Source organism: Neobacillus sp. BP17 (assembly GCF_059579525.1).
On sequence record NZ_CM184198.1, the window covers coordinates 3,017,909 to 3,043,673 of the forward strand.

Consider the following 25,765-nt stretch of genomic DNA (forward strand, 5'->3'; position numbering starts at 1 on the left):
ATATCAGGCCTGGAATCTTGTAAAAGCTTCGTTTTTGGAAACCCGTATCATTTCAATAGGAAAATATTTTTTAAAATATTTTTTAAAATATTTTTCCACTTTTACATGTAGATTGTTTTCATACCACCCTGAATGTCCATGTTCTTCAAATAATTTTGGCATTCCTAATCTTTCTGAACGTTTACCCATAGCACCATCTCCAATGGATAGTGTATCAATCCATATATGATCTACAATCCCATCCAATACTTTCGGAAACTCTGGGGTAAAGGGCAAAACGGGCGATATTGAAGCTTGGGTCATTATTCCGGCTTCATGAACTTCTTTTAAGGCTTTTAACCGCAAATTAATTCCTGGTGCATATGGAGCAAAAATTTGCTTTATGTCTTCCCTGTCCGTTTCAATCGTTATAGATACTAATACTTTACATTTTTCCTTTAGTTTGACGATCAAATCAATATCTCTTGTTATTAGTGGTCCTCGTGTTTGAATTTGAAGAAAATCAGGAGGATTTTCAATCATTTCTTCTAATATCCCTCTTGTAATTTCTGCTTTACGTTCAATTGGTTGGTAAGGATCTGTTGCGGAAGACATAAAAATGTTCACAGGATTTTTTTTCTTCCGAAGTTTAATGATTTCTTTGCGGTAATTTTCTGCTGCATTTGCTTTAATGTCCAACCATTCTCCCCAGAGAATTCCTTTGAATCTTTGAATTGGCATTTCTCTAACATAGCAATATCTGCAAGCAAACGCACAACCACTATACGGATTCAATGAATGTGTATAGCCAACATCCAAATAACCTTTTGCCTCAGTCAGGATGTTCTTTGCAAGTATTTCTTTAATTTCAATTCCCATATAGAGCACACCTCTTTTTTTAAAGTCTACCGTATAATAAAAGCCATGAGAATAGAACTTATTTTAAAAGGTTATATTTAAAGGATATATTTTTAGTTCTCAATGGATAAGATAGCTGCTGACTATTCTGCAGCTAATTTTAAAATTATTTGTAGGTGGGATGTTTGTGGAGCAACATATGAATTACCTTATCGAACATTTTGGATATTTTGGAATTATTATAGCATTAATTGGAGGAATTGTAGGTCTCCCCATTCCTGATGAAATTCTTTTAACATATGTCGGCTATAATGTGTTTCAAGGAGAATTATCTTACATACTCTCACTATTGAGTGCTTTTGTTGGAGCAGCCGGTGGCATTTCGCTTAGCTACTTTATTGGTTATAAGTTCGGTTTGCCGCTAATAAAAAAGATTGGCCCTAAGGTTCACATTACAGAAGAAAAAATCGATAGAACGAAAAATTTATTTAAAAGAGTGGGACCTCCGCTCATAATAATAGGCTATTTTATTCCTGGTGTTCGACATCTTACTGCATATGTAGCAGCCCTTAACAACTTCCCTTTTAGTAAATTTTCTTTGTATGCTTTTTCTGGGGCAATCCTTTGGAGTTTTACTTTTATCACATTAGGAATAAAACTAGGAGAAAAATGGGGACAAGTTGAACTATATATGTCAAAATACAGTATTTATTTCATCTTGTTCTTTCTCCTACTCTCAGTTAGTGTCTTTTTTTTATGGAGACGAAAACAGAAACTTGGAAGAGTGTGAATCTGGAATCCCTTAACCACCTCGAGATATGGCCGAACAAGTGGGGGATTTGTTAGAGAGGGTCTTTTTATGTTAACAGCTATAGATTGAATTATAAATAAATATAAAATAAGCACTTTCTTAGTAACAAGATGCCTTCTTAGAAAGTGCTTTAAAAATTACAAATGAAAAATGATCCTATATTTCTAAATGGAAATTATAAATTTCTGAAATAATACCAAAGACTATAAAATTCCAATCCAAGTCTTCACGGCAGTAACCAAAATTAAACTTCCCAAAATGACTTGCAACACTTTGGTATTCACTCTTTTCCCAGTGTTTGCTCCAATTGGTGAAGCTATTAAACTAGCAGCGACCATGATAAGTGAAGGTAAAATTGGCACTTGTCCTGTTGCGATTTTACCCGAAACAGCCCCAAGCGACGAAATAAGTGTAATGGCTAAGGAAGAGGCAATGGTCATCCTAGTTGGAATCTTTAACACAACAAGCATGATAGGCACTAACAGAAAAGCCCCCCCTGCCCCAACAATACCAGCTCCAATCCCAACGATAAAGGCGAATAATGCAGCATACCACTTATTAAATTTCACTTGTTCCAAAGGAGTATTATCGATTCCTTTTTTCGGTACAAACATCATGATAACGGCAATCAACGCTAAAATACCATACACGATATTAATTCCGCTTTCCGGTATGTGCGTAGAACCGAATCCCCCAATAAAACTTCCGATCAAAATACTTATTCCCATATAGGCAATCAGATTTTTATTTAAGAATCCACCTTTACGGTAAGCCATAACACCGCCAATTGTCGCAAAGAAAACTTGGATAGCCGTAATCCCTGAGACTTCATGTGCTGTAAAATGACCTATCCCCAGTAAAACCGGAATGTACAATAACATTGGGAAATTAATAATTGCACCGCCAATACCTAACATCCCTGATATAAATGATCCAACAAATCCAATTAGGAAGATCGAAATGATAAAACTAATATCCATGATGTCCTCCTTTTGTAAAAAAGGGAACCCATACTGGTTCCCCAAATTTTTAACTTTTTAAAAGTTATCGAACTGCACAGCGGTTTGGACCAATTTCCATTTCTCGTTGTTGATCGAGGTCTGGATTGATTTTCCCCATATTTGTTTGACGAATTTCTTGATACGCGTTTGGCTGCGGGGGCAAGTTTTCCGTTACTATTCTTCTGAATTCATATTCATCGTCGATATTTAAACCATGATTTTTCGCAAATAGTGTTCCTAATTTTTCTGCCACACTGCCATTTTCATTTAACTCATCAATTATCATAAAGTGGGCTGGTAGAACGATAAGTTCTTCTGATAATTCTCTGTAACGGTTATAAAGAGTTTCCCTTAAATCACCAACCCAGTCTTCTGCCATACCCGCTAGGTCCGGTCTTCCGATGGAATCAATAAACAAAATATCACCAGAAAGCAAGAACTTTTCATCAATTACAAAGGAAGTGGAACCAATCGTGTGACCTGGAGAATACAATGCATGAATATTAATAATAGAATTTCCGATAGTTACATCATTACCGTCTTCTAATGGTTGATAATTAAAGGTTACTTCTGTTGCATCCTTTGGTGGAAGCCAGTAGGTTGCCCCTGTTCTTTCAGCAATGGTACGTCCACCAGAAATATGGTCAGCATGAAGGTGTGTATCAAATACATGTGTAATTTTTGCACCGATACTTTCAGCAAAATTAAGATAGCTATCAGTCATTCGTGTTGCATCAATCAGTGCTGCTGTACCGTTTGAAACCACCATGTAGGATAAACAGCCTTTACCGATCCGAACAAACTGATATATTTCGCCTTCATTATTTAGGTCTCCCACTTTAACTGGTTCTAAATATTCACTCCATGCTTTCATTCCCCCCTGAAGGTATGACACGTTTAACCCAGCATCCGATAACATTTCTGCCACCATTACTGATGAGCCTTCCTTCGCACAAACAACCACTACTTCTTTATCAGTAGGAACTTTATCCATAATTTCTTCTACACCATCAAGCAATTCAAAATAGGGAATATTGAAATAATCAAAGTTTTCGCCTTCGATTTTCCAATCGTTAAAATCACTTTCATTCCGAACATCAAGTATAAATAACTCTTCTTTATTAAATACTTTTTTCGTTACTTCTTTTGAAGTCATTACGTTAACAGCCATTCTCTATTTACCCCCTATGGTATTTTTGTAGTTAAAAAAATAGGCTAATTAAAACATTTGCTTTTGTAAAACCATCTGCAAAATGATTTATTTAAGGTCAATACCAATTGTTTTACCTTTCCACCCGCTCATACCTGGTACCACATTATTTACATTTGTAAATCCATTTTGTGATAATTTTTGTGCAGCAAGATCACTTCGATTTCCTGTGCGGCAAACTACAAAAATTTCATCCTGCTTATTAAGTTCATTTATTCTTTCTTCCAATTCACCTAATGGAATAGAGGTCGCACTTGGAATATGGTTAAAGGCATATTCTGCTTCTTCTCTAACATCAATAATAATGATATTTTCGTTTGCAACAAGTTTTTTCTCAAGATCCTCATTATTGATAACATCTGGATGTTTCTTTTCAGCGGCATCGTCGTTAGAAGATTTGCGAAGATAATGTTTCAATACTTCGCCTTCTTCGATCGTTCCCAAATATTGATGACCAGAACTTTCAGCCCATGCTTTCATGTCTGCTTTGGATCCTTTGTCTGTCGCTTGGACTTCTAACACTTGTCCTGCCTCCAGGGTATTCATTGCTTTTTTTGTTTTAACAATCGGCATCGGACATGCTAATCCTTTGGCATCTAAAACTACATTTGACTTCAAGTTTTCCAATTTAATGTCCTCCTAAATACCTATAAGGGTATTATTTTTCTTAAAAAAATTTATTCAACTCTTTTTAAATAAACAGATTGACATTACCTTCCTCTGCATCTCCTAAATACGCAGCAACTCCAGCATATTCAATTGATTCTAATAACTCTTCCTGTTTAAGACCTAACAAATCCATTGTCATGGTGCATGCTACAAGTTTTACATCTTGTTCCTGCGCCATTTCGATTAATTGTGGCAGTGGCATCGCGTTATGTTTTTTCATAATATCCTTAATCATTTTAGGACCGAAACCGGCAAAATTCATTTTGGAAAGACCCATTTTATCTGCGCCTCTAGGCATCATTTTTCCAAACATTTTCTCCATAAATCCTTTTTTCACAAGAACATTTTCATTTTTACGAAGGGCATTTAATCCCCAAAACGTATGAAAAATGGTTACTTCATGGTCATAAGCAGCTGCACCATTCGCAATGATATAGGCTGCCATTGCTTTATCATAATCTCCACTGAATAAAACGATCGTTGTTTTCTTCTTCTCTCTCATTTAATAACCTCCTGATGTTTTATACCTAATAGGGTATTATACTTGTCAAAAAAAATTATCCTTTTTTAATCCAAAACTTTAAGATATTATTTTCTTCTTCGTGTTTCAACAATTCATGACCACCTGATTTAGCCCAAGCTGCAAGGTCATTCTTAGCACCTTTATCCGTTGTATGGATTTCTAAAACTTGACCTGATTCAAGTTCGTTCAACGCTTTCCTTGTTTTTACAATTGGCATTGGACATGCTAATCCTTTTGCATCTAATACTTTCACAATTTTCATTGTTGATTTCCTCCTTGTTGTAAATTACCTTTACCCCTACGGGTATAATATTATTGAAAATAAAAGAGGGTGTCAACCCTTTTTTATCGGCTTTTTACTAGCAAATTAACAGCTTCTTGTACCAATTCTTCCATGCTTTTTTCACCTGGTTCATTTGCTTTTTGAACGCACTCCACTAAATTGGAACTAACTATAACTCCAATAGTACGGTCAATGGCACTTCTAGTTGCGGATAACTGGGTGATAACCTCTTTACAGTCCTTGTTTTCTTCCATCATTTTTAAAATTCCTCGTAGCTGTCCTTCAATACGTTTCACTCTATTTTTCATCTGATCATTGTATTCCATTGTTTTTGCCTCCTTTAACAATTAGTTTCTATTTTCAAGGTATTTTCTTTCGAAAGGAAATGGTTATGATTAACAATTGTATATCCAACAACACAAAAACCTTTTTTTTCTTAAGAAACGTATTCCATCATTCACAAGCTCTATATTATACCCCTGCAGGTATAGTGTCAATAAATTAATTTAAAAAATTACTTTTAGAAGAAAAAACCGCAATTATATGGCGATCAAAGAAGGATATATACATTAAAAATAACTTATTTACTTTTATCAATTCAACTGATTAATCGGTTTTCTATGTCCTTTGCAAATTGCTTCATTTTTTCATCATTCATAAGACTAATAAGTGCTGATGGTCTTGGCATCCCAATTTCGTTTGACATAATTCTCTTTCTTCCGTTGATTTAATATTGATTAATAACAAATATACACTTATAATTCATAGTATATATATAGGAATTAAAGGTATTAAGGAGGAGTTCGTTATGAAATTATTGAAGCGGCCGTTTATTGATACATGTCCGACCTGTAATAAGGTTTTAGATACAAATAAATCTGATTTTTTAAAAGCAATTGTCGTTAAAACATGTCCAGATACTCACTATCGTAAAGAATTTCATCCAGCTTTAGAAACTTACATCGAAAGTTATCAGGTATCTTAAAATGACAGACATCCTTTACCAATAATGAAACTGGCACAGTATGAATAAATGAGTCAATAGAAAATGATCTATTGACTCATATTTATTATTGATTCTTTTTTAAGATTTATGTTCCTGGGGTTCCTTCCGCGTCATTCTAGTAGCCGACAACGGTGAAAATGAATTCTATTCAATTGGTAATTTTGTTCCAGTTAATACTTTATTTTAACAACTAATTTTGTTATTATTATCATATAGTTATTAAAAATAACCAAGATACTATTTGAGGTGTTGCTAGATGGTTACAGAAAATAAATTATGTAATAAAGTTGAAGAGTGCTACCATATTATGGGGAAGAAATGGATTGGCCTAATTATTCATGCATTAATGGAAGAGCCAAAAAGATTCAGTGAAATTCATGCCTTCATTCCCGATTTAAGTAAAAGAGTTTTAAATGAACGGATGAAAGAGCTCGAGGAAAATGGAATTGTGTTAAGAAATGTTATTGCAGACCGTCCGGTACGGACCGAATATTCGTTAACCAAAAAAGGGACAGAACTTGGAGGATCACTCAAAGCTTTGGAAAAATGGGCAGATAAATGGTTGTAAATTAAAAGACCCGAAATGGGGAAAAGCTAGTTACTGCTCTTATTAAATAAACCCAGAATTTTTAATCCTTATTCCATGAAACCTTATAAATGAAAAATGAATGTGTTAATTAAAATGCCCCAATGTATAGAAAATGCGACTTCAATTCTTTAAAAACAAAAACCCGAATAATGGACATTTTTCCATTATTCGGGTTTGAATTGTCAATTATTTAATTCCCCCAAAACCCAATTGGTTTTCGCACCATGTTACTCAAGTGCTTGGGCAGTGCCCGCTACCTCACCATAAATTATATCCTTAATCTTAAATTATTCTCATGCATTAAACAAGATAGGGTTTCTAGTGTTTATTGGATATAACTTTCCCTCTAACGCGAAAGAAATTTTACCCGTTTCTTCAGAAACAACAAGAGCAATTGCATCGCTTTTTTCGGATATTCCTAGGGCTGCACGGTGACGTGTTCCAACTTTCTTATCTCCAGTTAATAGAGTTGTCAGTGGAAGTACATTTGCTGCTGAGACGACTGTATTTCCCCGTATTAAAACTGCTCCATCATGTAATGGATTTCCAGGATAAAAAATGGCTTCCAATAATTATGGTGTCACCATAGCTCCTATTGTTGTTCCTTTTTGGATATAGTTGTCAACAGAATCTCTACGTTCAACTATAATAAGTGCTCCATGATTTTGTTTAGATAGGATTTGAGCAGCGATAGATAATTCATTATATGAATCAGTAAAGGATGATAAATAGCAATTTAAATAAAAGGAAGCCGCCATGGATTCAATTTTTAGTAGATGCTCTTTTACATCCTCTAAACTCCCTAAAACACAGTGCTCTTCGTTACCTAGGACATCTAAATTGGCTTCGAGTAAATTAATTACATGTTTAATACCATCCTCCAAATTTTGCTTTAACGGTGAAAAATCACAATTACTCTCCATGTAGGTATTCCTCCAACTATTAGCTAAAAGCATTTAATTCCACTTTTCTTTTGTTTACAATACTTGTTAAAAATAGTATTAGTTCGGTGATTAAATATTATTTATGAGCATACCGTCATAATCTTAAGCAAGTGTAGTTGATTTATTAACTCATGTTTACTATAATGAATTTAGGTTACTAAAAGTATACTTGTTACTTTTTTATATATATTTTTTTTTAGAAGCGAGGTAAGGAAAATGACTATGTTAGAATCAAAAGTAATTCAAACTAGATTTGAAAAAGAAATCTTTATAGAAGAAAAATCAAACATTGAAATTAACATGGTTCGTACCTTTGATAAGAACCATCCTTTTTATGAATTTATGCTTGGACTTGATCTAATTCGAATTAGGGATAATGAGTATTATGGAAATAAAACAAGTTATGTTACTATAAGAATTTCAGATGATTTACAATCATTTTTTGTAATAGAGCCTGATGTTCAAAGCATTTTTGCCATCAAAAACAAACAAGAAAAAGAAGCTGCAATAGAATTAATTCATTATTTATTGATTGATTCACAAACTTTTAAAGATGCTGTTTCAGATATGATACGTAACCTAAAGAGTGATAATGTTGTAAATGTATATGAAGTCAAGGAAGCAACCACCAAGCTGGCAGTGCTAGAAAGATTGTTAAACATTCGTAATGAAGATATAGAATTCATGATTAGAATGGAAAATATAGCTTAGAAATAAAAAGGGAGAGAAGCCTATCACAACGGCTTTTTGCCCTTTTTTAAACGGTTTATAACATAAAAAAAACCTCCGGAAAAGAGGCTTTCACTATAATACATTTTTTATCGCTATTTAAAATTATGGAATAAGTCAACGTACAACGAAAATTCTATTGTTGAAACTGTATGGTTTAATAGAAGCAGTACATAGTGGTTACCTTTTTTCAACTCTTCCATCTGCATGGCGGGCGAATCTTCCTGACTCACGCTTATTAACAGGATCTGGACGGTCCCACGGCCAGCCACCAAATTGAGTAGTTTGATAATCCTTGAACGCATCGCGAATTTCCTTCTCAGTATTCATTACAAACGGTCCATAGGATACGACAGTTTCTTGAATTGGCTCACCCTCTAGGAGCAGCAAATAACTCTCAGATGATCCATTTGTAATCGTGATTTCCTGATCACCAACAAGCTTTACACGATGGTCCGTTCCAATCACAGTCTCGTCTATGTTTAGTTTATCTCCCTGATAATAGTATAGATTTCTCGTCATTGTTGTTGAAACTGACGGCAGGGTGAAGACTGCTTCAGGCTCCATCTGAATAACGTAGATTCCCACATGATGATTTTTATCGTTTGCCCATGAAGCTGTGTTTGCTTCTAAACTAGACTTGCCCATCATACTTCCGGCAATCAATCTTACGGTCGTTTTCTGTCCATTCGCAGCCGCTGATTGTACTTCCGGTATATCCTCAGCCCATAACATTTTATATTCCGGATCTGCGAATTTATCTTTTGCAGGTAGATTCAGCCATATCTGAAAGAATTCAAGTGGATTGCCTTTGTCCTGATGGACGAGAGGAAACATTTCAGTATGCTGAGCGCCCTTTCCTGCTGTCATCCACTGAACATCTCCATTCCCAAATCGTCCTACAGACCCATATGAATCAAAATGATCAATCAAACCTTCCAAAACGACTGTTACCGTTTCAAAACCTCTGTGGGGATGGACAGGAAATCCCGGAACCGTTTTGCCATGATACATTCTAAAACCATCACGCAACGTAAAATCCTCGCCAAGATTTCTACCTTCCAATGAAATGTTAGGACCCTGCTGTTCATTTCCTGCGGGATACGCATCCTTATGATGAACTGTCATAAGGAACGGATCTTCTGTCTCCCATGGAAATCCCAATTTTTGTATTTTCATAATTTTTTTATTCACTTCTATTTCCTCCCCTATTCTTTGACGAATTCCTTTGTACTTCTCACAGTATCAATTGGACGAACTAATTTTTCTATTTCTTCACGTTTAATTTCTAAGAAAGGAGGCAGCGATAATTTTTCGCCAAGTGTTTCATAAGGTTCGTCACCCATAAAACCAGGACCATCTGTCGCAAACTCAAATAAAATATGTGGTGTCACTCTAGCATATAAAGACTCAAAAAAGTGACGATTTACATAACCAGATGAAGGTAATCCAAAACTACTCATTCTCTCAATCCATTCTTCTAATACGGTGCGATCCTCTACTCGGAATGCAGCATGGTGTACTGTTCCATAACCTTGTCGGGATTGAGGAAGAACGGTATTGTATTCTACAATGACAGAGGCACCATTGCCGCCTTCCCCTACTTCAAATAAATGGAATGCCCCATCTGCCGCAGTCTCTTTAAATAACAAGACTTTTTCCAGCATTTCTTTAAAGTAATCAAACATCGAAATTCGCACAAAAACGGGACCTAAACCAGTAATAGCATATTCCAGTGGTATCGGTCCCTTTTGCCAAGGTGTACCAGATTCCACGCCTTTATTGAATTCATCTGAAATTAATTGGTACTGTTGATCATCAAAATCAACGAAAGAGAGAGTTTTCTTGCCCAATTGCTCTTTGATTCCAGTATGTTTGACTTCTAAACGATCAAAACGTTTTACCCAATAGTCTAATGCTGCATCACTTGGTACACGGAAAGAGGTTTTAGAAATCTCGTTTGTGCCATGTACACCTTTCGGAATGCCTGGGAAGTCAAAGAACGTCATGTCAGTGCCTGCGCTGCCCTTATCATCGGCAAAGAATAAATGATAAGTTTGAATATCATCTTGATTAACTGTTTTTTTAACTAACCGCATACCTAAAACATAGGTGAAAAATTCATAGTTCTTTTCTGCACTACTTGTTATAGCTGTTACGTGGTGTATTCCTTTTAATTCGTTCATTTTATTTTCCTCCTAGAAAATTCGAATTTTTATGATAAGATTGGTTTGTTTATCAATACTCCTCAATTGGTATTAGATTTTTTTCAATTTCATCTCTGCGATCTTCTAAAAATGGCGGTAATACTAATTTTTCACCAAGTGTTTCGATACTATCTCCATCGGCGGTGAAACCTGGCCCATCGGTTGCAATTTCAAATAGAATCCCGTTTGATTCACGGAAATACAGGCTCTTAAAGTAGAAGCGATCCACGATGCCAGAAGAATGGAAGCCACGTGCTCGTACTTGCTTGTCCCAAAATTCGAGCTCCTCATCGTTTTTTACACGAATTGCTAAATGATGAATACTGCCACGACCTGGTTTTTCAGAAGAACCATCTAAATATTTCACGACGATTTCTCCAAAAACCTCTCCTTTGATGGATTGAAAAATCGCTTCATCATCTGTTCGGCTTATCTCTGTATAGCCAAACATTTCTGTAAGAGTGCTTGCTAGTTTATCAAGTCTTCGTACCGTCATTTCCACAGAGCCCATTCCTTGAATTTGGTGCTCGTTGGGTACATCAGATTTTTCCCACGTTTCCCAGTGTTGTACTTTTGCGCCGTTAGAGACTAGAAGTACCATCCGTAAACCTTCAGAGTCTTCAAAGTGTAAAGCAGGATGATTGGCATACGTTGTAATGCCACTATTGGTTACTCCATGTTCCTCAAAACGTGCTTTCCAATAGGCAAGACTTGCTTCTGATGGTACGAGTAAACCAATTTTTGTAATAGCATTTGTCCCACGATGTGTATGACCAACTAATGGAATTTCAAAGAATGAGAGTTCAGTACCAGGGCTGCCTGTTTTATCCCCGAAAAATAAGTGATACATCGATGGATCATCTTGGTTCACCGTTACTTTCACACGACGTAAACCAAGCACATGACGGTAAAAGTGATTATTTTTACTTGCATTTTTTGTAATCATTGAAATGTGATGATGCCCTGCAATTTTATACATAAAATTATTCCTCCTCTTTCAGTTAACTAGTCAAGTGAAAATTAAAAAATAATATCATCCAATTACCACAAGTAAAAGAATCCTTATTTTTCTAATTTATTCTCAGTATGTTTTTGTAGCTTACTCATTAGATTATATAGTGTTTTTTGCTCTTCCTCTGTTAAGCACTCATTGAGAATGGACGTTTGGAAAGTAAGTTGGTGTTCAAAAACTTCATTCATTTTCCTTTCCCCTCTATTCGTCAAGGTAATCCATTTGGTTTTCCAGTCTTGCTTACGCTGTATATATCCATCTTGCTCAAGTCGAGTAAGCATACGAGAAATTCCACCCTCCGACACCGTTACTTTGGTGGCAAGTTGACTTTGTGTGATCGGCTGATAAGTCGAAACCTGGTTTAATACATCAAACTGTGCAGCTGTGATCCCGTATTGTTTTAAGAAATCATTTGATAATAAATTACTTTGATGTGTAAATCGAGCAATACGCAACCAAATTAATGAACCAAGTGTATTTTTTCTCAACATGACTCATCTCCTTTCGTTACTATCACTTTACACCTCAAGTGAGTAAAATGCAAGAAAAATATCCTGAATTCAAGATATTTTTCTTGATCTTATTTTTAAATCTACAGTTACTTTGACAATGCTTCAATGACTGCTTCAGCACCTCTTCATATAAGTTATGAGTAAGGGCGTTTTTTGAGATAACGCCCTTTCAGCAATTTTTAAACAGTTTTCCAGTCAGCGGCAAATTTTTCAAGTCCTTGGTCTGTTAATGGATGTTTTGATAATTGCTCAATAACCTTGAAAGGAATGGTTGCAATATGAGCTCCAGCCAACGCTACACGGGTTACATGATCAGGATGACGTACAGATGCGGCAATAATTTGTGAATCTAGATTTTGAACTCGGAACATCTCGGCAATTTTTGCAACCAGTTCTACCCCATCTTCATTAATATCATCTAAACGTCCTAAGAATGGTGAAACATATGTTGCTCCGGCCCGTGCTGCCAACAATGCCTGGTTCACACTAAAAATCAGGGTAACGTTGGTTTTTACACCTTTTTTAGTTAAATAGCGGCAAGCCTCTAGACCATCAAGTGTCATTGGAAGCTTAATGGTAATATTCTTATCCCCGCCGTTAATTTTAATAAGCTCATTTGCTTCTGCAATCATTTGGTCAGCAGTTAACGCATTAGGTGTTACCTCGGCTGAAACTGACTCTACTTCTGGAACGGCATTTAAGATTTCTGCAATACGATCTTCGAATTTCACGCCTTCTTTAGCAACTAATGAAGGGTTAGTTGTAACACCAGATAACACACCAATTTTATAAGCCTTTTTGATTTCTTCTAGATTTGCAGTATCTATAAAGAATTTCATAATCGTTTCCTCCAATTTTTTTATAAAGTATTTATTAGTTCTTTTCGACAGTATGTCCACCAAATTTATTTCTAAGTGCTGCTACCACCTTACCGGTAAAGGTATCATCTTCAAGCGAGCGATAACGGATTAGTAATGACATAGCAATGACTGGTTTTGCTGTTTTGAGGTCTAAGGCTGCCTCTACAGTCCATTTTCCTTCACCTGAGGAGTGCATAATCCCTTTAATTTCTTCCAAATTTGGATATTTTGCGAATGCATTTTCTGTTAATTCCATCAGCCATTAACGAATAACGGATCCATTATATTTTGTCCTAAGTTTAACCCCATTTTTCCTAAACCAATAAGTCCTCCCTTCATTATGTTCTCCTCCAATGTTGTAAAATAATATAATAAATGTTATAAGATACTTTTCGAAATACAGACAACATGATCAACGGTAAATCCAAACTGCTTAAAAACTGCAACTCCATCACCTGATTTCTCCCATATTCTAGCTTCTGACTTTCGTTGCAAGCTTTTTATCTTTAATAGTAATAACAATATCTGCCATTCCTACAAATAATCCGTTATCAACTACACCTGGTATGTGGTTAAGGTTTTTCTCTAACTCTCCTGGATGTGTAATTTCTTGAAAACTGCTGTCTATAATATAGTTACCGTTATCTGTTAGATAAGGGGTCCCATCCATTTGTCTCAGCTTCGGACTGCCTCCAAGTTCCCTGATATGTTTTACTGTCATTTCGTAACCAAATGGAACCACTTCTATCGGCAGTGGAAAAGTACCTAATGTATCTACATTTTTATCAGAGCCAGCAACGACAATGAAATTTTTAGCTGCGTTCGCGATTATTTTCTCTCTTAAAAGAGCACCTCCGCCGCCTTTAATGAGATTCAATTCAAGATCTACCTCATCTGCTCCATCAATCGTGACATCAATTTGCTCAATTTCATTGAACGACACAAGTGGTATGCCAAGTTTTATCGCTAATTGTTTCGTTTGTTCAGAAGTAGGAACTCCTTTAATTGAAAGTCCCTGCTTTACTAACTGACCAAGCTTAGTGATGGTATAAAATACAGTAGAACCTGTACCGAGACCAACTACCATGCCGTCTTTCACATATTCAATAGCTTTTTCTCCAACTTCTTTCTTTTCATTCAAGGCTTTATCTCCCTTCATCTAAAGTTGGGATTTCTCCATTAATAATTTGTCCATTGTATTTCAACTTGTTCCCATGCCTTCTGAAAGATTTGAGTTTCAGGAGTGTCCTTTCTTACAATTACATTCGTTTATTAATTATGTCCCTTAATATTTAGTGTCACAGGACTTCGATTATAGTGTTCACTTCCTAATCATTTTATTATTTGTGAATTTTTAAGGTTATCTTTATTAATCTCGGTAACTTTATGTAACCATAATATATCTTAATTTCGAATTTCGTCAAGTAAAGTATCTCAAATTAAAGATAAATTTAAATACCACTCTGCCAAACCTATATCTTCTAAGCTCACCTCAAAAAAATAAATATAAAAAACCAATCGATCATTGTCGATTGGCTATTGGCTAAATTATTAGTCCTGATATTTTAAACTCTTTACGAACATTAATAGTGAAATATTATAGAGGAGTTATTTAGGTCTTTTTATTTCAAAAATCTCACCGATTTTCGCATAATTATTTCCAGCCAGCCTGCTTACTGCTGCTAAGCCCCTTGGATCTATCCTTCCATTTTCATAAATATCATTTTCAACATGAAATTGAACAACTTTTCCTATAATAAAATCACACCCAGGTGTATCCAAACCTCCTAATTCTAAGGAATGCTCTAATGTGCATTCCATTCGAATTTTCGCTTCTTTTACACCAGGAACAGAAATCTTAACACTGTCTAATGGAGTTAATTTAGCTAAATCTATTTCACTTTGATCAGGAGGAAGATTTGCAGCTGTTTTATTAATGTTATCAACATTAAGTTCGTCAACAATATGAATGACAAATTCCTTAGATTCGATGATGTTTCTAGCTGTATCCTTCTGTCTCCCCGCTGAGCGCTGAATAGATAATGAAATCATGGGGGGATTGGATGAGACGATATTAAAATAACTAAATGGCGCACCATTCAGAACGCCTTCTTTTGAAATCGTTGTAACGAAAGCAATTGGCCTAGGTATAATACTTCCTATTAGAAATTTATAATTTTCTCTTTCAGACATGGAGGCTGGATCAATCGAAAGCAAAGATATCATTCCCTTTCGTAAAATCATTCTAGTACTCTTACATCAAATGGAAGCAAACCTCGTTCAATTTGTGCTCTTTGTGCTTCATACTGTTCAGGTAACATCAACTTTTTACCCATTGTCTCCTGTGATTCATCATGTGCGAAACCTGGAGGATCAGTTGCAATTTCAAATAAAATTTCCCCATGTTCCCTGAAGTAAATAGCATTGAAATAATTTCTGTCTTTTACGGGAGTGACACCATATCCATTTGCCGCCACATACTTTTGCCAATCCAATTGGTCTTGATCATCAATAGCTCGCCATGCAATGTGGTGAACTGTGCCTACACCCATTTGACCGCGTCCAATCGTAGTTAATTTAAGGTCAATAACGTTTCCAATATCAGCAGTGGAACGATAACGAGCAAAATCTCCTTCCTTACCCACTAATTCAAGTCCCATTACTTTTTCTAACAATTCTGCTGTGTTGTTCGGTTGTGTAGATAATAGCGTTGCTCCACCAAATCCTTTTATGGCAACATCCGCTGAGACCCCTCCGAAGGTCCATGAATTGACTTCCCCTTCTTCTCTTTCAACAATTTCCAAGTGAAGCCCATGAGGATCATCAAATTCCAAATATCGCTCTCCGAAGCGTTCCATTTTAGTAAATGGAACATTGAACTTTTCTAATCTTTGTTCCCAAAATCCCAAGGCACCTTTAGGAACTACATAGGAAGTAACTCCTACTTGACCGTCACCGATAATGCCTTGACGGGCTCCTGCCCATGGAAAGAAGGTGATAATTGTCCCTGGCTTCCCACCTTCATTCCCAAAATAAAGGTGATACGTACCTGGATCATCAAAATTAACCGTTTGCTTGACTAAACGTAAACCCAATACTCCTGCATAGAAATCTACGTTCTCTTGCGGATGACCGACAATTGCAGTGATATGGTGAATACCCATTGTCTTTTTACTCATTTTTAAAATCTCCTTCTTCATATTAAATATTGTTAAATATAGGACGTTGATACCTTATTTTGTTCTTCATTATGATTTTAAAGTCTTATAAAATTTATTTTAATTTAAGAATCTCTATTTCGAGATATTTTAGAATAAAAATGCATCCAGTGCATATTGACCCGGACCGATTAAAGCTATACCAATAGCAACTGCAAGTAGCGTTAGGTTATATTCATAACCATTTGAGGTTGCCCATAAACCGTTTGGAGCATGCACTTTAACGATCGCCATTACCATCGTCCCTGCAATCATAATTCCTGCAAGCGGGGTAAGAAGTCCTAAAGTAAACAAAATTCCTCCAATAAGTTCTGCTAATCCTGCGAAAAGAGCCATTGTAACCCCTGGTTTCATACCAATGGATTCAAACCAGCCACCTGTACCTTTTAAACCATAACCACCAAACCAACCAAACAATTTTTGAGCACCGTGACCAATGAATAAAACACCAATTACCAAACGAATTATTAATAAACCAATATTTATCATCTTAATATCCTCCTAAATGTTTTTACCTCGAATTCGAGGTATTATTTTTAAAAAAAGTTGAACTTTACTCCTTACTTTATTCAAAATATGACTCGGCAATCATCTGGACAGGTATTTCATCTCAATAACCCGTTTCACCTCCTAATAAATCTTGAAATTAAATATCTTGAATATGAGATAATATTAGTACTTATAATAATTTTTGTCAATAACCTTTTTTATTTATGTGTTTCAATTTTTAAAACGAATTTACATTGTACTTATTACATATTCAGCATCCGTTAAAAACTAAGAAAAGGCCGCTTATTAAGCAGCCTTTATTATAAAACAAATTAACGATATTTGTTTATTATCTTTAAGAAGGCTCGGTGACCCTGTTCAAATTTTCTTCAACTCGGTCAAAATCCTTTCCCTACAAAATGATTACAACGAATATGTTCATATTGGTCCAAATCAGCATTAACACTTTCCACTTGAATGGTCGCATGTTCCAAATCAAAAGTATCGTGTAATTCTCTTAATGCATTCTTTAAAATCGAGTCATGATTAGGATATGAAATCACCAAGTGACAGCTAATCGATGGAAAATTTGATGTGATACTCCACACATGAAAATCATGCATACTTACCACACCTGGAATTTGAAGTAATGTTTCTCGCACCTTTTCAACATCTAAGTTCGCTGGTCTGCCTTCCATCAGCATGTGAACGGCATCGTTGGAAATTCCAATCCCACTCTTTAAAATTAATAGGGAAACAATTAAACTTGTAATCGGATCGGCAATGGTCCAACCAAAATACATAATCAGTAAGGAAGCAATTATAGCACTAACAGAACCCAGTAAATCACCAATTACATGTAAAAAAGCAGCTCTCATATTAATGTTATCACTAGTTTCTGATTGATGCATAATCCAAGCGACAATTATATTCACGAACGCGCCTATACTAGATATCAAAAGCATACCCGGACCTGAAATTACTTGAGGTTCAGTAAAACGGTGAAATGATTCCCACATAATTAAAATAGAAATAACAATTAATAGAACCCCATTAAATAAAGCTGATAAAATTTCCAAGCGCTGATAACCAAAGGTTTTACTCTCGCTTACCGCCCGTCTTCCTAAAATAAGAGCTAGTAATCCCACTCCCAAGGAAATGGAATCACTTAACATATGTCCAGCATCTGAAAGAAGAGCTAGACTATTTGTCAACTTCCCTCCAATGTACTCTAAAACCATAAAAACGGTAATAATGAGAAACGCGACCATCAAAGCTTTTTTATTTTGATTGTGATGAGTGTGATTGTGCCCCATAGTACCTCCTTTGCCATTAAAAAATTTCATTTTAAAGTTTTTTGGGGGAAAAATTTTTTCTAGTCTATTATTCAATCTAATAAGAAAATATATTCGACTGAATCTAGTATTATTCTTATTTATCTTAAATGCGTACATGACAACTTCATAAGTAGCACTATTTACTATAATTATATATGCGTCTCTTCCTCAAGTAATTGTGGTATGATTGTATAAATATATTTTAGGAGTGATATCATGAGTGTACATAAAGATCTAATTAAACATGCGGCAAATCAGCATGAAACCTATCAACAATTCTTAGCGCTCGATCAACAACGTGAGCAATATATCGAAGAAGCGATTGCTTTATGTAAACAGGGTCTACCATTTTCAACTGATAAAATAAACGCCGTAACAAATAGTATAAATAAAATCAACCTGCGCTTTATCCCAACACGAGAATTCGTTACGGGCGAAATGGTTCAAGAATTTGTAAATAAAAGTAACTGATAAAACAAAGACGGACAGTATTTAATTATACTGTCCGTCTTGTTTTATTACTTTTTAAAAATAGTAGCGATAATTTGATCATAGGTCATTTCTGTATCAACCACGAATGTACCAGGGCGTAAGTTTTTTTCGACACCCTTCTTCTCGACATCTTTTGAGAATTTAAAGTCATCAGGTACGATTTTCGCTTTTTCAAGCATTTTGCCGACATCGATGCTCGTCATCCCTTGTGTAACGGAAATAACGGATCTGTAGGCAATCTTTTGGGTTCCATTAGTAGCGGTGGAAGCGGTGGAAGCTGAAGCTGATTTTTTTGCTGCCTCAAGCGTCTTATCATATTCTGCCTTTGGTTGAACAACATATCCAGCAGCTAGAAGTTTGTCCTTCATCTCGGTTTCAGTTGGTTGAGCAACTGTTTTCTGCTCGGTTTTAGCTGGTTTGGCAGTTGCTTTTGTGACAACAGGATCTTCAGAAAAGTAAACAGCACCACATATGGTCGTAGCTAGAAGAATTCCGGCCGCAAAGCTGCTCACTACATTAAATTTCATGGGCTAATTTGCTCCTTTCATCCTTAGCTGCTAGATACGGTGCAAGAAATTGTTGAATTTCACTCTCTGAAACCTGTTTTTTCTGTGCAATAGTCTCAATTGAATATTTCCGTTTATATAAATCTAGTACTTCGCGTTTGAAAATAACTTCCTCAGGAGTCAGGTGAATGCCTGCTTCCTTGGTGACCACTTCAATATCTAGTTCTAGACTTCGAATTTGCTCCTGTACGTTATTGATATCTTTCATTACCGCAACATGAACCAAATCAATTTCTTTTTGTTTTTGTTTTTCTACTTTACGATTCGATGCCATTGAAACGATGAGCAAAACAGCAGATATCGCAATCAATAGAATTATTGTCCATTCCATCATATTAATTTCCTCCTTATTAACACACAGCAATCCACAATTACCTATTATACATCGTAAAAATAAATTTTTCGACTAAAACCGACTAAATAAGACCCAAGTCGGATAGATTTTACAAATCGAACCTCTAATTCTATATAATTACTAATGTTGCCTGGGTATTAATTTACATTTTTTGAAAAATAAAAAAGCAATGACAAATGCATTGCTTTTGCTTTCTCCTCTCTAATATTTTTACCTCGAAAAGATCTTAGTAATGGATTATTTGTTCTCACAGTTCAAACTCCCACTCATCAAGAAGTACTAAATAAAGCACAAGAAGGTTGTTTTCTAACTCAGCGGTGGTTTTCCCTGAGGGGTCCAATCCGATTTTCGGAAATAAAATCATAGCGATTTGTTCCGTTAGTTGATTTCTTTCGTCTAATGGTATATGCAGAAACCGATTTGCATAGGTTTTGATAAGTTTCCAATCCCTCATACCTAATGATTTCAGCGTCCATTCATCAAGCGTAAGATCATCTTTTGAAAGTCCTCTGATGTCGATTTCATTTTCTATAGGGGAGAGTTTCTTTTTCCGTTTTGCACTGCGCTCATGGACAACAATCGTTCCAGCCACAAGATCGCCTAGCCGTTTGTGTTTCGAGTGGAAAAAAATCATGATAATTCCTAGAAAATATGCTGTTGGCAATGAATCAATGATCCGAATCAAATTCCGAATAAAGCTGGACAGCAAGGTGATGCTGTGACCATTCTCTTGAATGACCCGGATCCCCATTAGCTTTTTCCCAAGTGTTCTTCCGCCTGAGAAAAACTCATACACAAAAAAGTAACCCCCATTAACGATAAACAGTGCAATAATTGTTATTGCAATAGGCAGTGAATTCCCGATGAAAATAAATTCCATTTTAGACATGCCATCTAAAACGAAAAAAAGGACAATCAAAGACAAAATATTAAACGCCATTAAAAGCAATTGGTCGATAATAAAGGCAGCCGACCTGCTGCCTAAACCAGCTATCTGAAACTGAATGGAAACAAATTCAGGTGTTTTAATATCTAAATGATCTTCGTTCATAAGTTTCCTCCATGACGAGATGATAATTTCTATTTCTATTTTTCTACAATATTACTATAATAAGGAGAATAAAGTCTTATTTTCCCAGCCCCTAAAAGTAGGTGTCAGAATGAATGTTAAACAATTTGTCAAAATGCATCGAGAAGATTGGAAACAGCTAGAACAATTAGTGGCAACCATGAGTAAGCGCAGACCTGCTATTACAGGAGATCATATAACGCAATTCCATCGACTCTATCAAAAAGCAGCCCAGAATCTCTCTTACAGTCAAACCTATTTTCCTCATGATGAAGTCACCAATTATTTGAACGGCCTTGTGGCGAAATCACATAATCTTTTGTACAAAGACCAAGTCTCTAGCTACAAACAAATTCGTTATTTTTTTAGTCAAAAATTTATTGGCCTCTTGCTTGAACAATGGAAGTTTGTCATAGCTGCGATGATCTTATTTCTCATTGGCGGTTTTGGAAGCTTCTTATCTGTTCTGAATGATCCATTGCATATCTATTCGATTCTCCCTGCGGAAATTGCCAAAGGTGTGGACCCTGACCAACTCGGGAAGGGTCATAAAGCGGTAGACTCCTCCCTCATGTCGGCGAGCATCATGACAAATAATATTAAAGTTGCCATCTTTGCTTTTGCTGGGGGCATCACCTTTGGGCTCGTAACCGGTTATTTAATGGTCTACAATGGCATCATTATTGGAGCGCTTGCTGCCCTGTTTTGGCATCACGGAAAATCGTATGATTTTTGGGCATACATCGTTCCACATGGAATGATCGAACTCACAGCTATTTTTATTGCTGGCGGCGCTGGGCTATTAATGGGCTATAAGCTATTTGTACCTGGACAATATTCTCGAAGTTTCCAATTAAAGCAGCATGCAAAAAGATCCGTTCAACTATTGCTCGGTACAATTCCTTTGTTTATCATAGCGGGTATTATCGAAGGCTTCATTACCCCGGCTGCGATTTCATTAGAAGCAAAGTACATTGTTGCTATCTTAACCGTGATTGGACTGATCCTTTATGTAGCGATTGGCAAGATCAAACGAAAGAAAGCTATAATAGATTCTGATTCATAATATCAATATATTGAGAAACGGCAGTAATCGCTAATTGCTCCTCACGGGCCTCGATCATAACGAGGCCTTGCTTTTCCCATTTTTTCTTTTCCCTTTTCTTAAACAAAATTTGCTGCTGCGCCATACTTTTTTGCATCGCTGCTGGGACCGTACTCGGCTCCTCATTCACTCTTTTTAAAAGTGTCTGATCTTCAATTCCAATCATTAAAAATAAATGCCGCTGCCGAAGTCGTTTTAAGAGGATTAAGCCACTTTCCTCGTGAAGGAAGGTCCGTACATCACTAAATAATAACAGCAGACTTCGTTTCTTTTGCACCGTTTCTAAGTACTGCAACACCGCTGCATAATTTGTTTCAGCGGCATCTACGTCTACTGAATAGATTGCTTGGAGAATCGTCTGCAGGTGCGCCATTCCTTTAGCAGGCGGTACAAAGACTTTTATATCCCTGGAAAAGGCAAGGACCGACACATAATCCCCCTTTTGGAGGGCTGCAGCTGTTACCGTCAAGGCGGCTTCTAACGCTTTTTCTAATCGATTTCCCTGTGACAATTCTGCCCCCATCATTCTCCCACAATCAATTAAAATGGTAATATATTTTCCATGCTCTGGTTCATACTCATTCGTCATCACTTCTCGGAATTTAGCGGTTTGTCGCCAGTTGATTTTCCGTGGATCATCTCCCACCACATAACTTCTAATCTTGGAAAAATCACCAACCCCGCTTCGCTGCCTCCGGATCTTTACCCCTTCGTACACCAAATATTTCTGGGCATTTTCTAAATACTGTTTAGTTTCAGTTAAATCTGGAATAACTTTTATTTCTTCCCACAATTCAACTGTCACCTGCTTTTCCCACAAACCAAGCAAACTGGAATAGCGAAAATAAATCTTATTAACTTCGTACATGCCTCTGGTCATCGCATTAGTTTCATAAGAAATGCTCACAATTGCTTCCTTAGGGATCGACCCGGCGATTGGAAATGGCCTTACAAAAGACTGTGGCAAGTCATCAACAAGACGGTATGAGAAAGGATAGCTTGAAGCATTCTGAACCTCGATCGTTACCGGATAAGTTTGTCCTCTCTCAAATTCCCTAGAAACTATCCGATGAAATGAAAGTTGTTTTTTAGAAGGTGAAAAAAACAAATCAAACAAACTGGCCATAAATAATATAAGATTGGCGGCAATGACCAGGCTCCATGATATTCCCCAAATAGTACTAATCACTAATGCAATGGATAGAAAGAGGAAAACCAATACTAATCTTCTAGTCGGTATAACTCCTCTATCTTGGAACAGGAACCGAGCCCACCAGCTCTTCAATAATTTGGTCAACGGTTGCTCCCTCCAATTCTACATGCGGCGATAACTGGATGCGATGTCGTAAGGCTGGCTTAGCGACCATTTTGATATCGTCGGGTGTAACGTAATCCCTGCCTGCAAGGTAGGCCCACGCTTGCGCTCCCTTGCCAATCGAAATTCCAGCTCTCGTACTAGCCCCAAATCGGATGGATTCTGATTCACGTGTTTTCCTGACAATCTTCATGATATAATCTAATACATTCTCGCTCACTGTAACTTTTTCAATGTCTCTTCTAATTTCTATAAACGTGTCCATTTCTAAGATCGCTGACACAAGCTTTTCGTCAAAGCTGTTTTCAATCATGTGTTTTAGGATATTTTTCTCTTCTTCGAAGCTTGGAAATTCAATTCTAAGCTTGAAGAGGAAACGATCCTGCTGTGCTTCTGGAAGTGGGTACGTCCCTTCAAATTCAATGGGGTTTTGGGTGGCAACCACAAAAAACATCTCGGGTAAAGGATAGGTTTCACCTTGGATTGTTACCTGTTTCTCTTCCATGGCTTCGAGCAGGGCAGCCTGTGTCTTTGCAGGGGTCCGGTTAATTTCATCGGCTAACAGGATATTTGTAAAAATCGGCCCCTTTAGCGTTTGGAAGGTACTTTCCTTCATATTGTAAATTGTACTCCCAGTGATATCACTTGGTAATAAGTCTGGGGTAAACTGGATACGGTTAAAGCTCCCCCCTAAGAGATTGGCAAGTGTACGCACCATTTGTGTTTTTCCAGTGCCAGGCACCCCTTCTAATAGGACATGGCCATCAGCTAAAATAGCTGATAGTAATAGTTTAAGATTTAGACTTTGTCCAAAAATCCGCTCTTCATATTTATTTAAAAAAGATGTTAATTCTGTCTTCATTCTTCAACCTCTTTCCTTAATTGCTCGAGCCTTTTCGACCATAATAAGAATTCCTGTTTTGTGATTGTTTCTTTTTCAAGAATGTGAACCAAACCTGTTAAAAAGGAGTTGATTTCATTAGCAGACATTCGAGTCCACTTCTTCTCCATATAACTCGATAAATCCAACCATTCTCTATGATACGGAATCTGCCAACGTTCCTGGAGAAGAAGTTTGACATAATCTGATTGGATGATGATCGAGTCATGGTATCGTCTACCCCGGAGGTACCAAGCAGCCAATGCCTTCAACCCTTCATCACTAAAGCGAACCGATTCTTCCCTTGGGACGAAAATAGGTCCGAATCGCTTTCCTTTCAGCCAAAGCCATAACGTCATTAAAAGAATCATCTGGATAACAAGAACCAAAAACCACATCGGGTAAACATTCCAAACTGTAGGTGCATTCTCACCGCTATGAATGTATTCGTCAAACAGAATGGTGTTTGATTTTTCTTCATTTAATAGATACAGTAGCAAGAGTAAATGATCCCTCTTTAATAGATTCCCATTCGTCATCCACTCTGGGGTAACACTCACAATTAATTGTCCTTTTCCAAAAGACCGTTTGACTGAAATAGGACCGGTCTGATCAGAAAGCAACACCCGATCTCCTTTTTTCGTCTGCAAACGGATAGTTGAATGAATTTGAGCACGATAGGATGTTTGGTCTTGCGTAAAAACCTTCTGCGACTCACTTGAATTTGTTCCACTCGTTTTAATATCAAACATCCCTTGTGGATTGGTTTGCAACAATAAAATGGTATTGCCGGCTTTCATATAATTACTGTAAGCCTGCATCTTCTCCGTTTCAAAGCTAATAGCTGGCTCGACCATAATTAGCAGTTGGTGGTCTGGTTTGGTAGACAGTAAATCTGGAGAATGTCTCCATACCTTTCCTTCATTTTCCTTCTTAACATATGTATAAAATGCTTTTACCCCACTAGGAGCAGGTGACTCAGACACGTAATTGGGATAATACTTCGGCTTCGGTGTCGAACTTAAATAACTAAAGAGCAAAAACAAACCAAGCAGGATGACCAAGCCAATCCAGGTACGCATGTTGGAGAGAGATTTCATCAACTATTCTCCTCCCTCAAATCGCCAAGTACCTTCCATACCTTCTGATGAAACTGTATATATTCCGATTTATTCACGGTCCGTTCCCCGTAGGTCACACCTTCAAAAAGTTGTGCAAATTGAAAGAATTGTTCTGCCATCGACTGATCTACTTTCCTTAGTTCATCATAATAGTCCAAATTGGTTTTCCAAATTCTAGCCTCAAGCAATCCTTTTTCATGAAAAGAAAGAAGCAATGCTAAAAATAAATGGCGCGTGGAAAGTGTATATTCTTCAAAACTCTCATTCATATCTGCTTCAGCAAGATGTCTTTGCGAGGTCCAATTCAATTCTTTCCTCGATTGAAGCGGTTTTTGAATGCGGAGGATTCGATTGCGTCGCATATTCCGAATCACAAAAAAAGCAGCAAAAACAAGTAAGAAAACAATTAGTACTATGATCGCAATAAGAATGGTGCCTGACACCCTGCTCGCGGAATCGATGGCTGGAAATAATTTTTCCAGTTGGGTGGCTATCCATTCTTTTGCTTTATCCCACCATGTGGCAATTAATCCTTTTGATTCGTAATAAACTTGATATTCTTTTCCTTTTAATATTTCTTCAAGGTCACCACGTGCCTTGTCTGCATTGAACATTTTCATCACCT

31 protein-coding genes and 2 pseudogenes are annotated in these 25,765 nt (G+C 36.6%); 6 read left to right on the top strand and 27 right to left on the bottom strand.

Annotated elements, in window-relative coordinates:
* Positions 1-3 precede the first annotated feature (3 nt).
* Entirely contained in the window at positions 4-858 is an 855-nt protein-coding gene (locus AC4QJR_RS14590; protein WP_496523275.1) for an SPL family radical SAM protein, read from the bottom strand.
* Positions 859-1,024: 166 nt separating this feature from the next.
* Here AC4QJR_RS14590 and AC4QJR_RS14595 point away from each other — a divergent pair, with 166 nt between their 5' ends.
* Positions 1,025-1,627 (top strand): DedA family protein, encoded by a 603-nt coding sequence (locus tag AC4QJR_RS14595; RefSeq protein WP_496523276.1) that lies wholly within the window; start codon positions 1,025-1,027, stop codon positions 1,625-1,627.
* Between the two features lie 224 nt (positions 1,628-1,851).
* Here AC4QJR_RS14595 and AC4QJR_RS14600 read toward each other — a convergent pair whose 3' ends face one another.
* The 6 genes from AC4QJR_RS14600 to AC4QJR_RS14625 form a co-directional block, all read right to left on the bottom strand.
* On the bottom strand, positions 1,852-2,628 hold the full coding sequence (locus tag AC4QJR_RS14600; protein WP_496523277.1) for a sulfite exporter TauE/SafE family protein: 777 nt from the start codon (positions 2,626-2,628) through the stop codon (positions 1,852-1,854).
* Positions 2,629-2,692: 64 nt separating this feature from the next.
* Entirely contained in the window at positions 2,693-3,820 is a 1,128-nt protein-coding gene (locus AC4QJR_RS14605; RefSeq protein ID WP_496523278.1) for an MBL fold metallo-hydrolase, read from the bottom strand.
* 87 nt (positions 3,821-3,907) lie between these two features.
* The gene (locus AC4QJR_RS14610) at positions 3,908-4,486 is read right to left on the bottom strand and encodes a sulfurtransferase TusA family protein (protein WP_496523279.1); all 579 of its coding nucleotides are present in this window, start codon (positions 4,484-4,486) and stop codon (positions 3,908-3,910) included.
* Positions 4,487-4,550: 64 nt separating this feature from the next.
* The gene (locus AC4QJR_RS14615) at positions 4,551-5,030 is read right to left on the bottom strand and encodes a DsrE/DsrF/DrsH-like family protein (protein WP_496523280.1); all 480 of its coding nucleotides are present in this window, start codon (positions 5,028-5,030) and stop codon (positions 4,551-4,553) included.
* A gap of 55 nt (positions 5,031-5,085) precedes the next feature.
* A complete protein-coding gene (locus tag AC4QJR_RS14620; RefSeq protein ID WP_496523281.1) occupies positions 5,086-5,313 on the bottom strand; it encodes a sulfurtransferase TusA family protein in 228 nt (75 codons plus the stop codon).
* An 83-nt stretch (positions 5,314-5,396) separates the two neighbouring features.
* Positions 5,397-5,660, bottom strand: coding sequence for a metal-sensitive transcriptional regulator (locus AC4QJR_RS14625; RefSeq protein ID WP_098571243.1), 264 nt, complete (start codon positions 5,658-5,660; stop codon positions 5,397-5,399).
* A 482-nt stretch (positions 5,661-6,142) separates the two neighbouring features.
* Here AC4QJR_RS14625 and AC4QJR_RS14630 point away from each other — a divergent pair, with 482 nt between their 5' ends.
* Both AC4QJR_RS14630 and AC4QJR_RS14635 read left to right on the top strand, forming a co-directional pair.
* Positions 6,143-6,319, top strand: coding sequence for a hypothetical protein (locus AC4QJR_RS14630; protein ID WP_496523282.1), 177 nt, complete (start codon positions 6,143-6,145; stop codon positions 6,317-6,319).
* A gap of 277 nt (positions 6,320-6,596) precedes the next feature.
* The gene (locus AC4QJR_RS14635; protein WP_375377122.1) at positions 6,597-6,908 is read left to right on the top strand and encodes a winged helix-turn-helix transcriptional regulator; all 312 of its coding nucleotides are present in this window, start codon (positions 6,597-6,599) and stop codon (positions 6,906-6,908) included.
* Between the two features lie 314 nt (positions 6,909-7,222).
* Here AC4QJR_RS14635 and cdaS read toward each other — a convergent pair.
* Positions 7,223-7,852 (bottom strand): annotated as a pseudogene (cdaS, locus tag AC4QJR_RS14640) (sporulation-specific diadenylate cyclase CdaS).
* A gap of 237 nt (positions 7,853-8,089) precedes the next feature.
* Here cdaS and AC4QJR_RS14645 point away from each other — a divergent pair.
* Positions 8,090-8,584: a hypothetical protein gene (locus AC4QJR_RS14645; protein WP_496523283.1), complete on the top strand. Its 495-nt coding sequence runs from the start codon at positions 8,090-8,092 to the stop codon at positions 8,582-8,584.
* 198 nt (positions 8,585-8,782) lie between these two features.
* Here the strand turns inward: AC4QJR_RS14645 and AC4QJR_RS14650 are convergent, their stop codons facing one another.
* From AC4QJR_RS14650 to AC4QJR_RS14705, 12 genes and pseudogenes are all read right to left on the bottom strand, one after another.
* Entirely contained in the window at positions 8,783-9,796 is a 1,014-nt protein-coding gene (locus AC4QJR_RS14650; RefSeq protein WP_496523284.1) for a pirin family protein, read from the bottom strand.
* Between the two features lie 14 nt (positions 9,797-9,810).
* A complete protein-coding gene (locus AC4QJR_RS14655) occupies positions 9,811-10,788 on the bottom strand; it encodes a ring-cleaving dioxygenase (RefSeq protein WP_496523285.1) in 978 nt (325 codons plus the stop codon).
* A gap of 52 nt (positions 10,789-10,840) precedes the next feature.
* Positions 10,841-11,788, bottom strand: coding sequence for a ring-cleaving dioxygenase (locus tag AC4QJR_RS14660; protein WP_496523286.1), 948 nt, complete (start codon positions 11,786-11,788; stop codon positions 10,841-10,843).
* Between the two features lie 83 nt (positions 11,789-11,871).
* Entirely contained in the window at positions 11,872-12,309 is a 438-nt protein-coding gene (locus AC4QJR_RS14665) for a MarR family winged helix-turn-helix transcriptional regulator (protein WP_496526682.1), read from the bottom strand.
* Between the two features lie 203 nt (positions 12,310-12,512).
* The gene (gene fsa / locus AC4QJR_RS14670; protein WP_496523287.1) at positions 12,513-13,172 is read right to left on the bottom strand and encodes a fructose-6-phosphate aldolase; all 660 of its coding nucleotides are present in this window, start codon (positions 13,170-13,172) and stop codon (positions 12,513-12,515) included.
* 34 nt (positions 13,173-13,206) lie between these two features.
* A pseudogene (locus tag AC4QJR_RS14675) lies at positions 13,207-13,476 on the bottom strand (phosphogluconate dehydrogenase (NAD(+)-dependent, decarboxylating)); the annotation flags it as partial.
* Between the two features lie 189 nt (positions 13,477-13,665).
* Positions 13,666-14,334 carry a ribose-5-phosphate isomerase RpiA gene (rpiA, locus tag AC4QJR_RS14680; protein WP_496523288.1) on the bottom strand — a complete coding sequence of 223 codons (669 nt, stop codon included), beginning with the start codon at positions 14,332-14,334 and terminating at the stop codon, positions 13,666-13,668.
* A 38-nt stretch (positions 14,335-14,372) separates the two neighbouring features.
* Positions 14,373-14,453 carry a hypothetical protein gene (locus AC4QJR_RS14685; protein WP_496526683.1) on the bottom strand — a complete coding sequence of 27 codons (81 nt, stop codon included), beginning with the start codon at positions 14,451-14,453 and terminating at the stop codon, positions 14,373-14,375.
* Between the two features lie 348 nt (positions 14,454-14,801).
* A complete protein-coding gene (locus tag AC4QJR_RS14690; RefSeq protein ID WP_496526684.1) occupies positions 14,802-15,410 on the bottom strand; it encodes a flavin reductase family protein in 609 nt (202 codons plus the stop codon).
* Between the two features lie 23 nt (positions 15,411-15,433).
* Positions 15,434-16,372 carry a ring-cleaving dioxygenase gene (locus AC4QJR_RS14695; protein WP_496523289.1) on the bottom strand — a complete coding sequence of 313 codons (939 nt, stop codon included), beginning with the start codon at positions 16,370-16,372 and terminating at the stop codon, positions 15,434-15,436.
* 129 nt (positions 16,373-16,501) lie between these two features.
* A complete protein-coding gene (locus tag AC4QJR_RS14700; protein ID WP_375377132.1) occupies positions 16,502-16,900 on the bottom strand; it encodes a DoxX family protein in 399 nt (132 codons plus the stop codon).
* A gap of 398 nt (positions 16,901-17,298) precedes the next feature.
* Positions 17,299-18,216, bottom strand: coding sequence for a cation diffusion facilitator family transporter (locus AC4QJR_RS14705; RefSeq protein ID WP_496523290.1), 918 nt, complete (start codon positions 18,214-18,216; stop codon positions 17,299-17,301).
* A 237-nt stretch (positions 18,217-18,453) separates the two neighbouring features.
* Between AC4QJR_RS14705 and AC4QJR_RS14710 the strand changes: the two genes are divergently transcribed.
* On the top strand, positions 18,454-18,708 hold the full coding sequence (locus AC4QJR_RS14710) for a DUF2533 family protein (protein ID WP_375377134.1): 255 nt from the start codon (positions 18,454-18,456) through the stop codon (positions 18,706-18,708).
* Between the two features lie 47 nt (positions 18,709-18,755).
* On the opposite strand, the gene AC4QJR_RS14715 is transcribed toward AC4QJR_RS14710, so the two are convergent.
* The 3 genes from AC4QJR_RS14715 to AC4QJR_RS14725 all read right to left on the bottom strand — a co-directional run bounded on the left by AC4QJR_RS14715 (position 18,756) and on the right by AC4QJR_RS14725 (position 20,701).
* The gene (locus tag AC4QJR_RS14715) at positions 18,756-19,256 is read right to left on the bottom strand and encodes an aminodeoxychorismate lyase (protein WP_496523291.1); all 501 of its coding nucleotides are present in this window, start codon (positions 19,254-19,256) and stop codon (positions 18,756-18,758) included.
* The gene (locus AC4QJR_RS14720) at positions 19,246-19,629 is read right to left on the bottom strand and encodes a hypothetical protein (protein WP_375377136.1); all 384 of its coding nucleotides are present in this window, start codon (positions 19,627-19,629) and stop codon (positions 19,246-19,248) included. The genes AC4QJR_RS14715 and AC4QJR_RS14720 overlap by 11 nt, the downstream gene beginning before the upstream one ends.
* A 268-nt stretch (positions 19,630-19,897) precedes the next feature.
* Positions 19,898-20,701, bottom strand: a complete 804-nt coding sequence (locus AC4QJR_RS14725) for an RDD family protein (protein ID WP_496523292.1) — start codon at positions 20,699-20,701, stop codon at positions 19,898-19,900.
* Between the two features lie 109 nt (positions 20,702-20,810).
* Between AC4QJR_RS14725 and AC4QJR_RS14730 the strand changes: the two genes are divergently transcribed.
* The gene (locus AC4QJR_RS14730; protein WP_496523293.1) at positions 20,811-21,785 is read left to right on the top strand and encodes a stage II sporulation protein M; all 975 of its coding nucleotides are present in this window, start codon (positions 20,811-20,813) and stop codon (positions 21,783-21,785) included.
* Here the strand turns inward: AC4QJR_RS14730 and AC4QJR_RS14735 are convergent.
* Genes AC4QJR_RS14735 through AC4QJR_RS14750 form a run of 4 tightly spaced genes read right to left on the bottom strand, consistent with a single transcriptional unit; the run spans position 21,763 to position 25,754 of the window.
* Complete coding sequence (locus tag AC4QJR_RS14735; protein ID WP_496523294.1) at positions 21,763-23,121, bottom strand: DUF58 domain-containing protein; 1,359 nt, start codon at positions 23,119-23,121, stop codon at positions 21,763-21,765. The genes AC4QJR_RS14730 and AC4QJR_RS14735 overlap by 23 nt on opposite strands.
* Positions 23,072-24,001: an AAA family ATPase gene (locus tag AC4QJR_RS14740; protein WP_496523295.1), complete on the bottom strand. Its 930-nt coding sequence runs from the start codon at positions 23,999-24,001 to the stop codon at positions 23,072-23,074. Before AC4QJR_RS14740 ends, AC4QJR_RS14735 begins: the two co-directional genes overlap by 50 nt.
* Entirely contained in the window at positions 23,998-25,119 is a 1,122-nt protein-coding gene (locus AC4QJR_RS14745) for a DUF4350 domain-containing protein (RefSeq protein WP_496526685.1), read from the bottom strand. The genes AC4QJR_RS14740 and AC4QJR_RS14745 overlap by 4 nt, the downstream gene beginning before the upstream one ends.
* Positions 25,119-25,754 (bottom strand): DUF4129 domain-containing protein, encoded by a 636-nt coding sequence (locus tag AC4QJR_RS14750; RefSeq protein WP_496523296.1) that lies wholly within the window; start codon positions 25,752-25,754, stop codon positions 25,119-25,121. Before AC4QJR_RS14750 ends, AC4QJR_RS14745 begins: the two co-directional genes overlap by 1 nt.
* Positions 25,755-25,765: the final 11 nt, after the last annotated feature.

What these genes read in the sequence shown, in the direction of transcription:
- AC4QJR_RS14590 (WP_496523275.1), bottom strand. Translation starts at nt 858, where the DNA reads ATGGGAATTGAAATTAAAGAAATACTTGCAAAGAACATCCTGACTGAG.
- AC4QJR_RS14600 (WP_496523277.1), bottom strand. Translation starts at nt 2,628, where the DNA reads ATGGATATTAGTTTTATCATTTCGATCTTCCTAATTGGATTTGTTGGA.
- AC4QJR_RS14605 (WP_496523278.1), bottom strand. Translation starts at nt 3,820, where the DNA reads ATGGCTGTTAACGTAATGACTTCAAAAGAAGTAACGAAAAAAGTATTT.
- AC4QJR_RS14615 (WP_496523280.1), bottom strand. Translation starts at nt 5,030, where the DNA reads ATGAGAGAGAAGAAGAAAACAACGATCGTTTTATTCAGTGGAGATTAT.
- AC4QJR_RS14620 (WP_496523281.1), bottom strand. Translation starts at nt 5,313, where the DNA reads ATGAAAATTGTGAAAGTATTAGATGCAAAAGGATTAGCATGTCCAATG.
- AC4QJR_RS14625 (WP_098571243.1), bottom strand. Translation starts at nt 5,660, where the DNA reads ATGGAATACAATGATCAGATGAAAAATAGAGTGAAACGTATTGAAGGA.
- AC4QJR_RS14630 (WP_496523282.1), top strand. Translation starts at nt 6,143, where the DNA reads ATGAAATTATTGAAGCGGCCGTTTATTGATACATGTCCGACCTGTAAT.
- AC4QJR_RS14635 (WP_375377122.1), top strand. Translation starts at nt 6,597, where the DNA reads ATGGTTACAGAAAATAAATTATGTAATAAAGTTGAAGAGTGCTACCAT.
- AC4QJR_RS14645 (WP_496523283.1), top strand. Translation starts at nt 8,090, where the DNA reads ATGACTATGTTAGAATCAAAAGTAATTCAAACTAGATTTGAAAAAGAA.
- AC4QJR_RS14655 (WP_496523285.1), bottom strand. Translation starts at nt 10,788, where the DNA reads ATGAACGAATTAAAAGGAATACACCACGTAACAGCTATAACAAGTAGT.
- AC4QJR_RS14660 (WP_496523286.1), bottom strand. Translation starts at nt 11,788, where the DNA reads ATGTATAAAATTGCAGGGCATCATCACATTTCAATGATTACAAAAAAT.
- fsa (WP_496523287.1), bottom strand. Translation starts at nt 13,172, where the DNA reads ATGAAATTCTTTATAGATACTGCAAATCTAGAAGAAATCAAAAAGGCT.
- AC4QJR_RS14695 (WP_496523289.1), bottom strand. Translation starts at nt 16,372, where the DNA reads ATGAGTAAAAAGACAATGGGTATTCACCATATCACTGCAATTGTCGGT.
- AC4QJR_RS14700 (WP_375377132.1), bottom strand. Translation starts at nt 16,900, where the DNA reads ATGATAAATATTGGTTTATTAATAATTCGTTTGGTAATTGGTGTTTTA.
- AC4QJR_RS14705 (WP_496523290.1), bottom strand. Translation starts at nt 18,216, where the DNA reads ATGGGGCACAATCACACTCATCACAATCAAAATAAAAAAGCTTTGATG.
- AC4QJR_RS14710 (WP_375377134.1), top strand. Translation starts at nt 18,454, where the DNA reads ATGAGTGTACATAAAGATCTAATTAAACATGCGGCAAATCAGCATGAA.
- AC4QJR_RS14715 (WP_496523291.1), bottom strand. Translation starts at nt 19,256, where the DNA reads ATGAAATTTAATGTAGTGAGCAGCTTTGCGGCCGGAATTCTTCTAGCT.
- AC4QJR_RS14720 (WP_375377136.1), bottom strand. Translation starts at nt 19,629, where the DNA reads ATGATGGAATGGACAATAATTCTATTGATTGCGATATCTGCTGTTTTG.
- AC4QJR_RS14725 (WP_496523292.1), bottom strand. Translation starts at nt 20,701, where the DNA reads ATGAACGAAGATCATTTAGATATTAAAACACCTGAATTTGTTTCCATT.
- AC4QJR_RS14730 (WP_496523293.1), top strand. Translation starts at nt 20,811, where the DNA reads ATGAATGTTAAACAATTTGTCAAAATGCATCGAGAAGATTGGAAACAG.
- AC4QJR_RS14740 (WP_496523295.1), bottom strand. Translation starts at nt 24,001, where the DNA reads ATGAAGACAGAATTAACATCTTTTTTAAATAAATATGAAGAGCGGATT.
- AC4QJR_RS14745 (WP_496526685.1), bottom strand. Translation starts at nt 25,119, where the DNA reads ATGAAATCTCTCTCCAACATGCGTACCTGGATTGGCTTGGTCATCCTG.
- AC4QJR_RS14750 (WP_496523296.1), bottom strand. Translation starts at nt 25,754, where the DNA reads ATGTTCAATGCAGACAAGGCACGTGGTGACCTTGAAGAAATATTAAAA.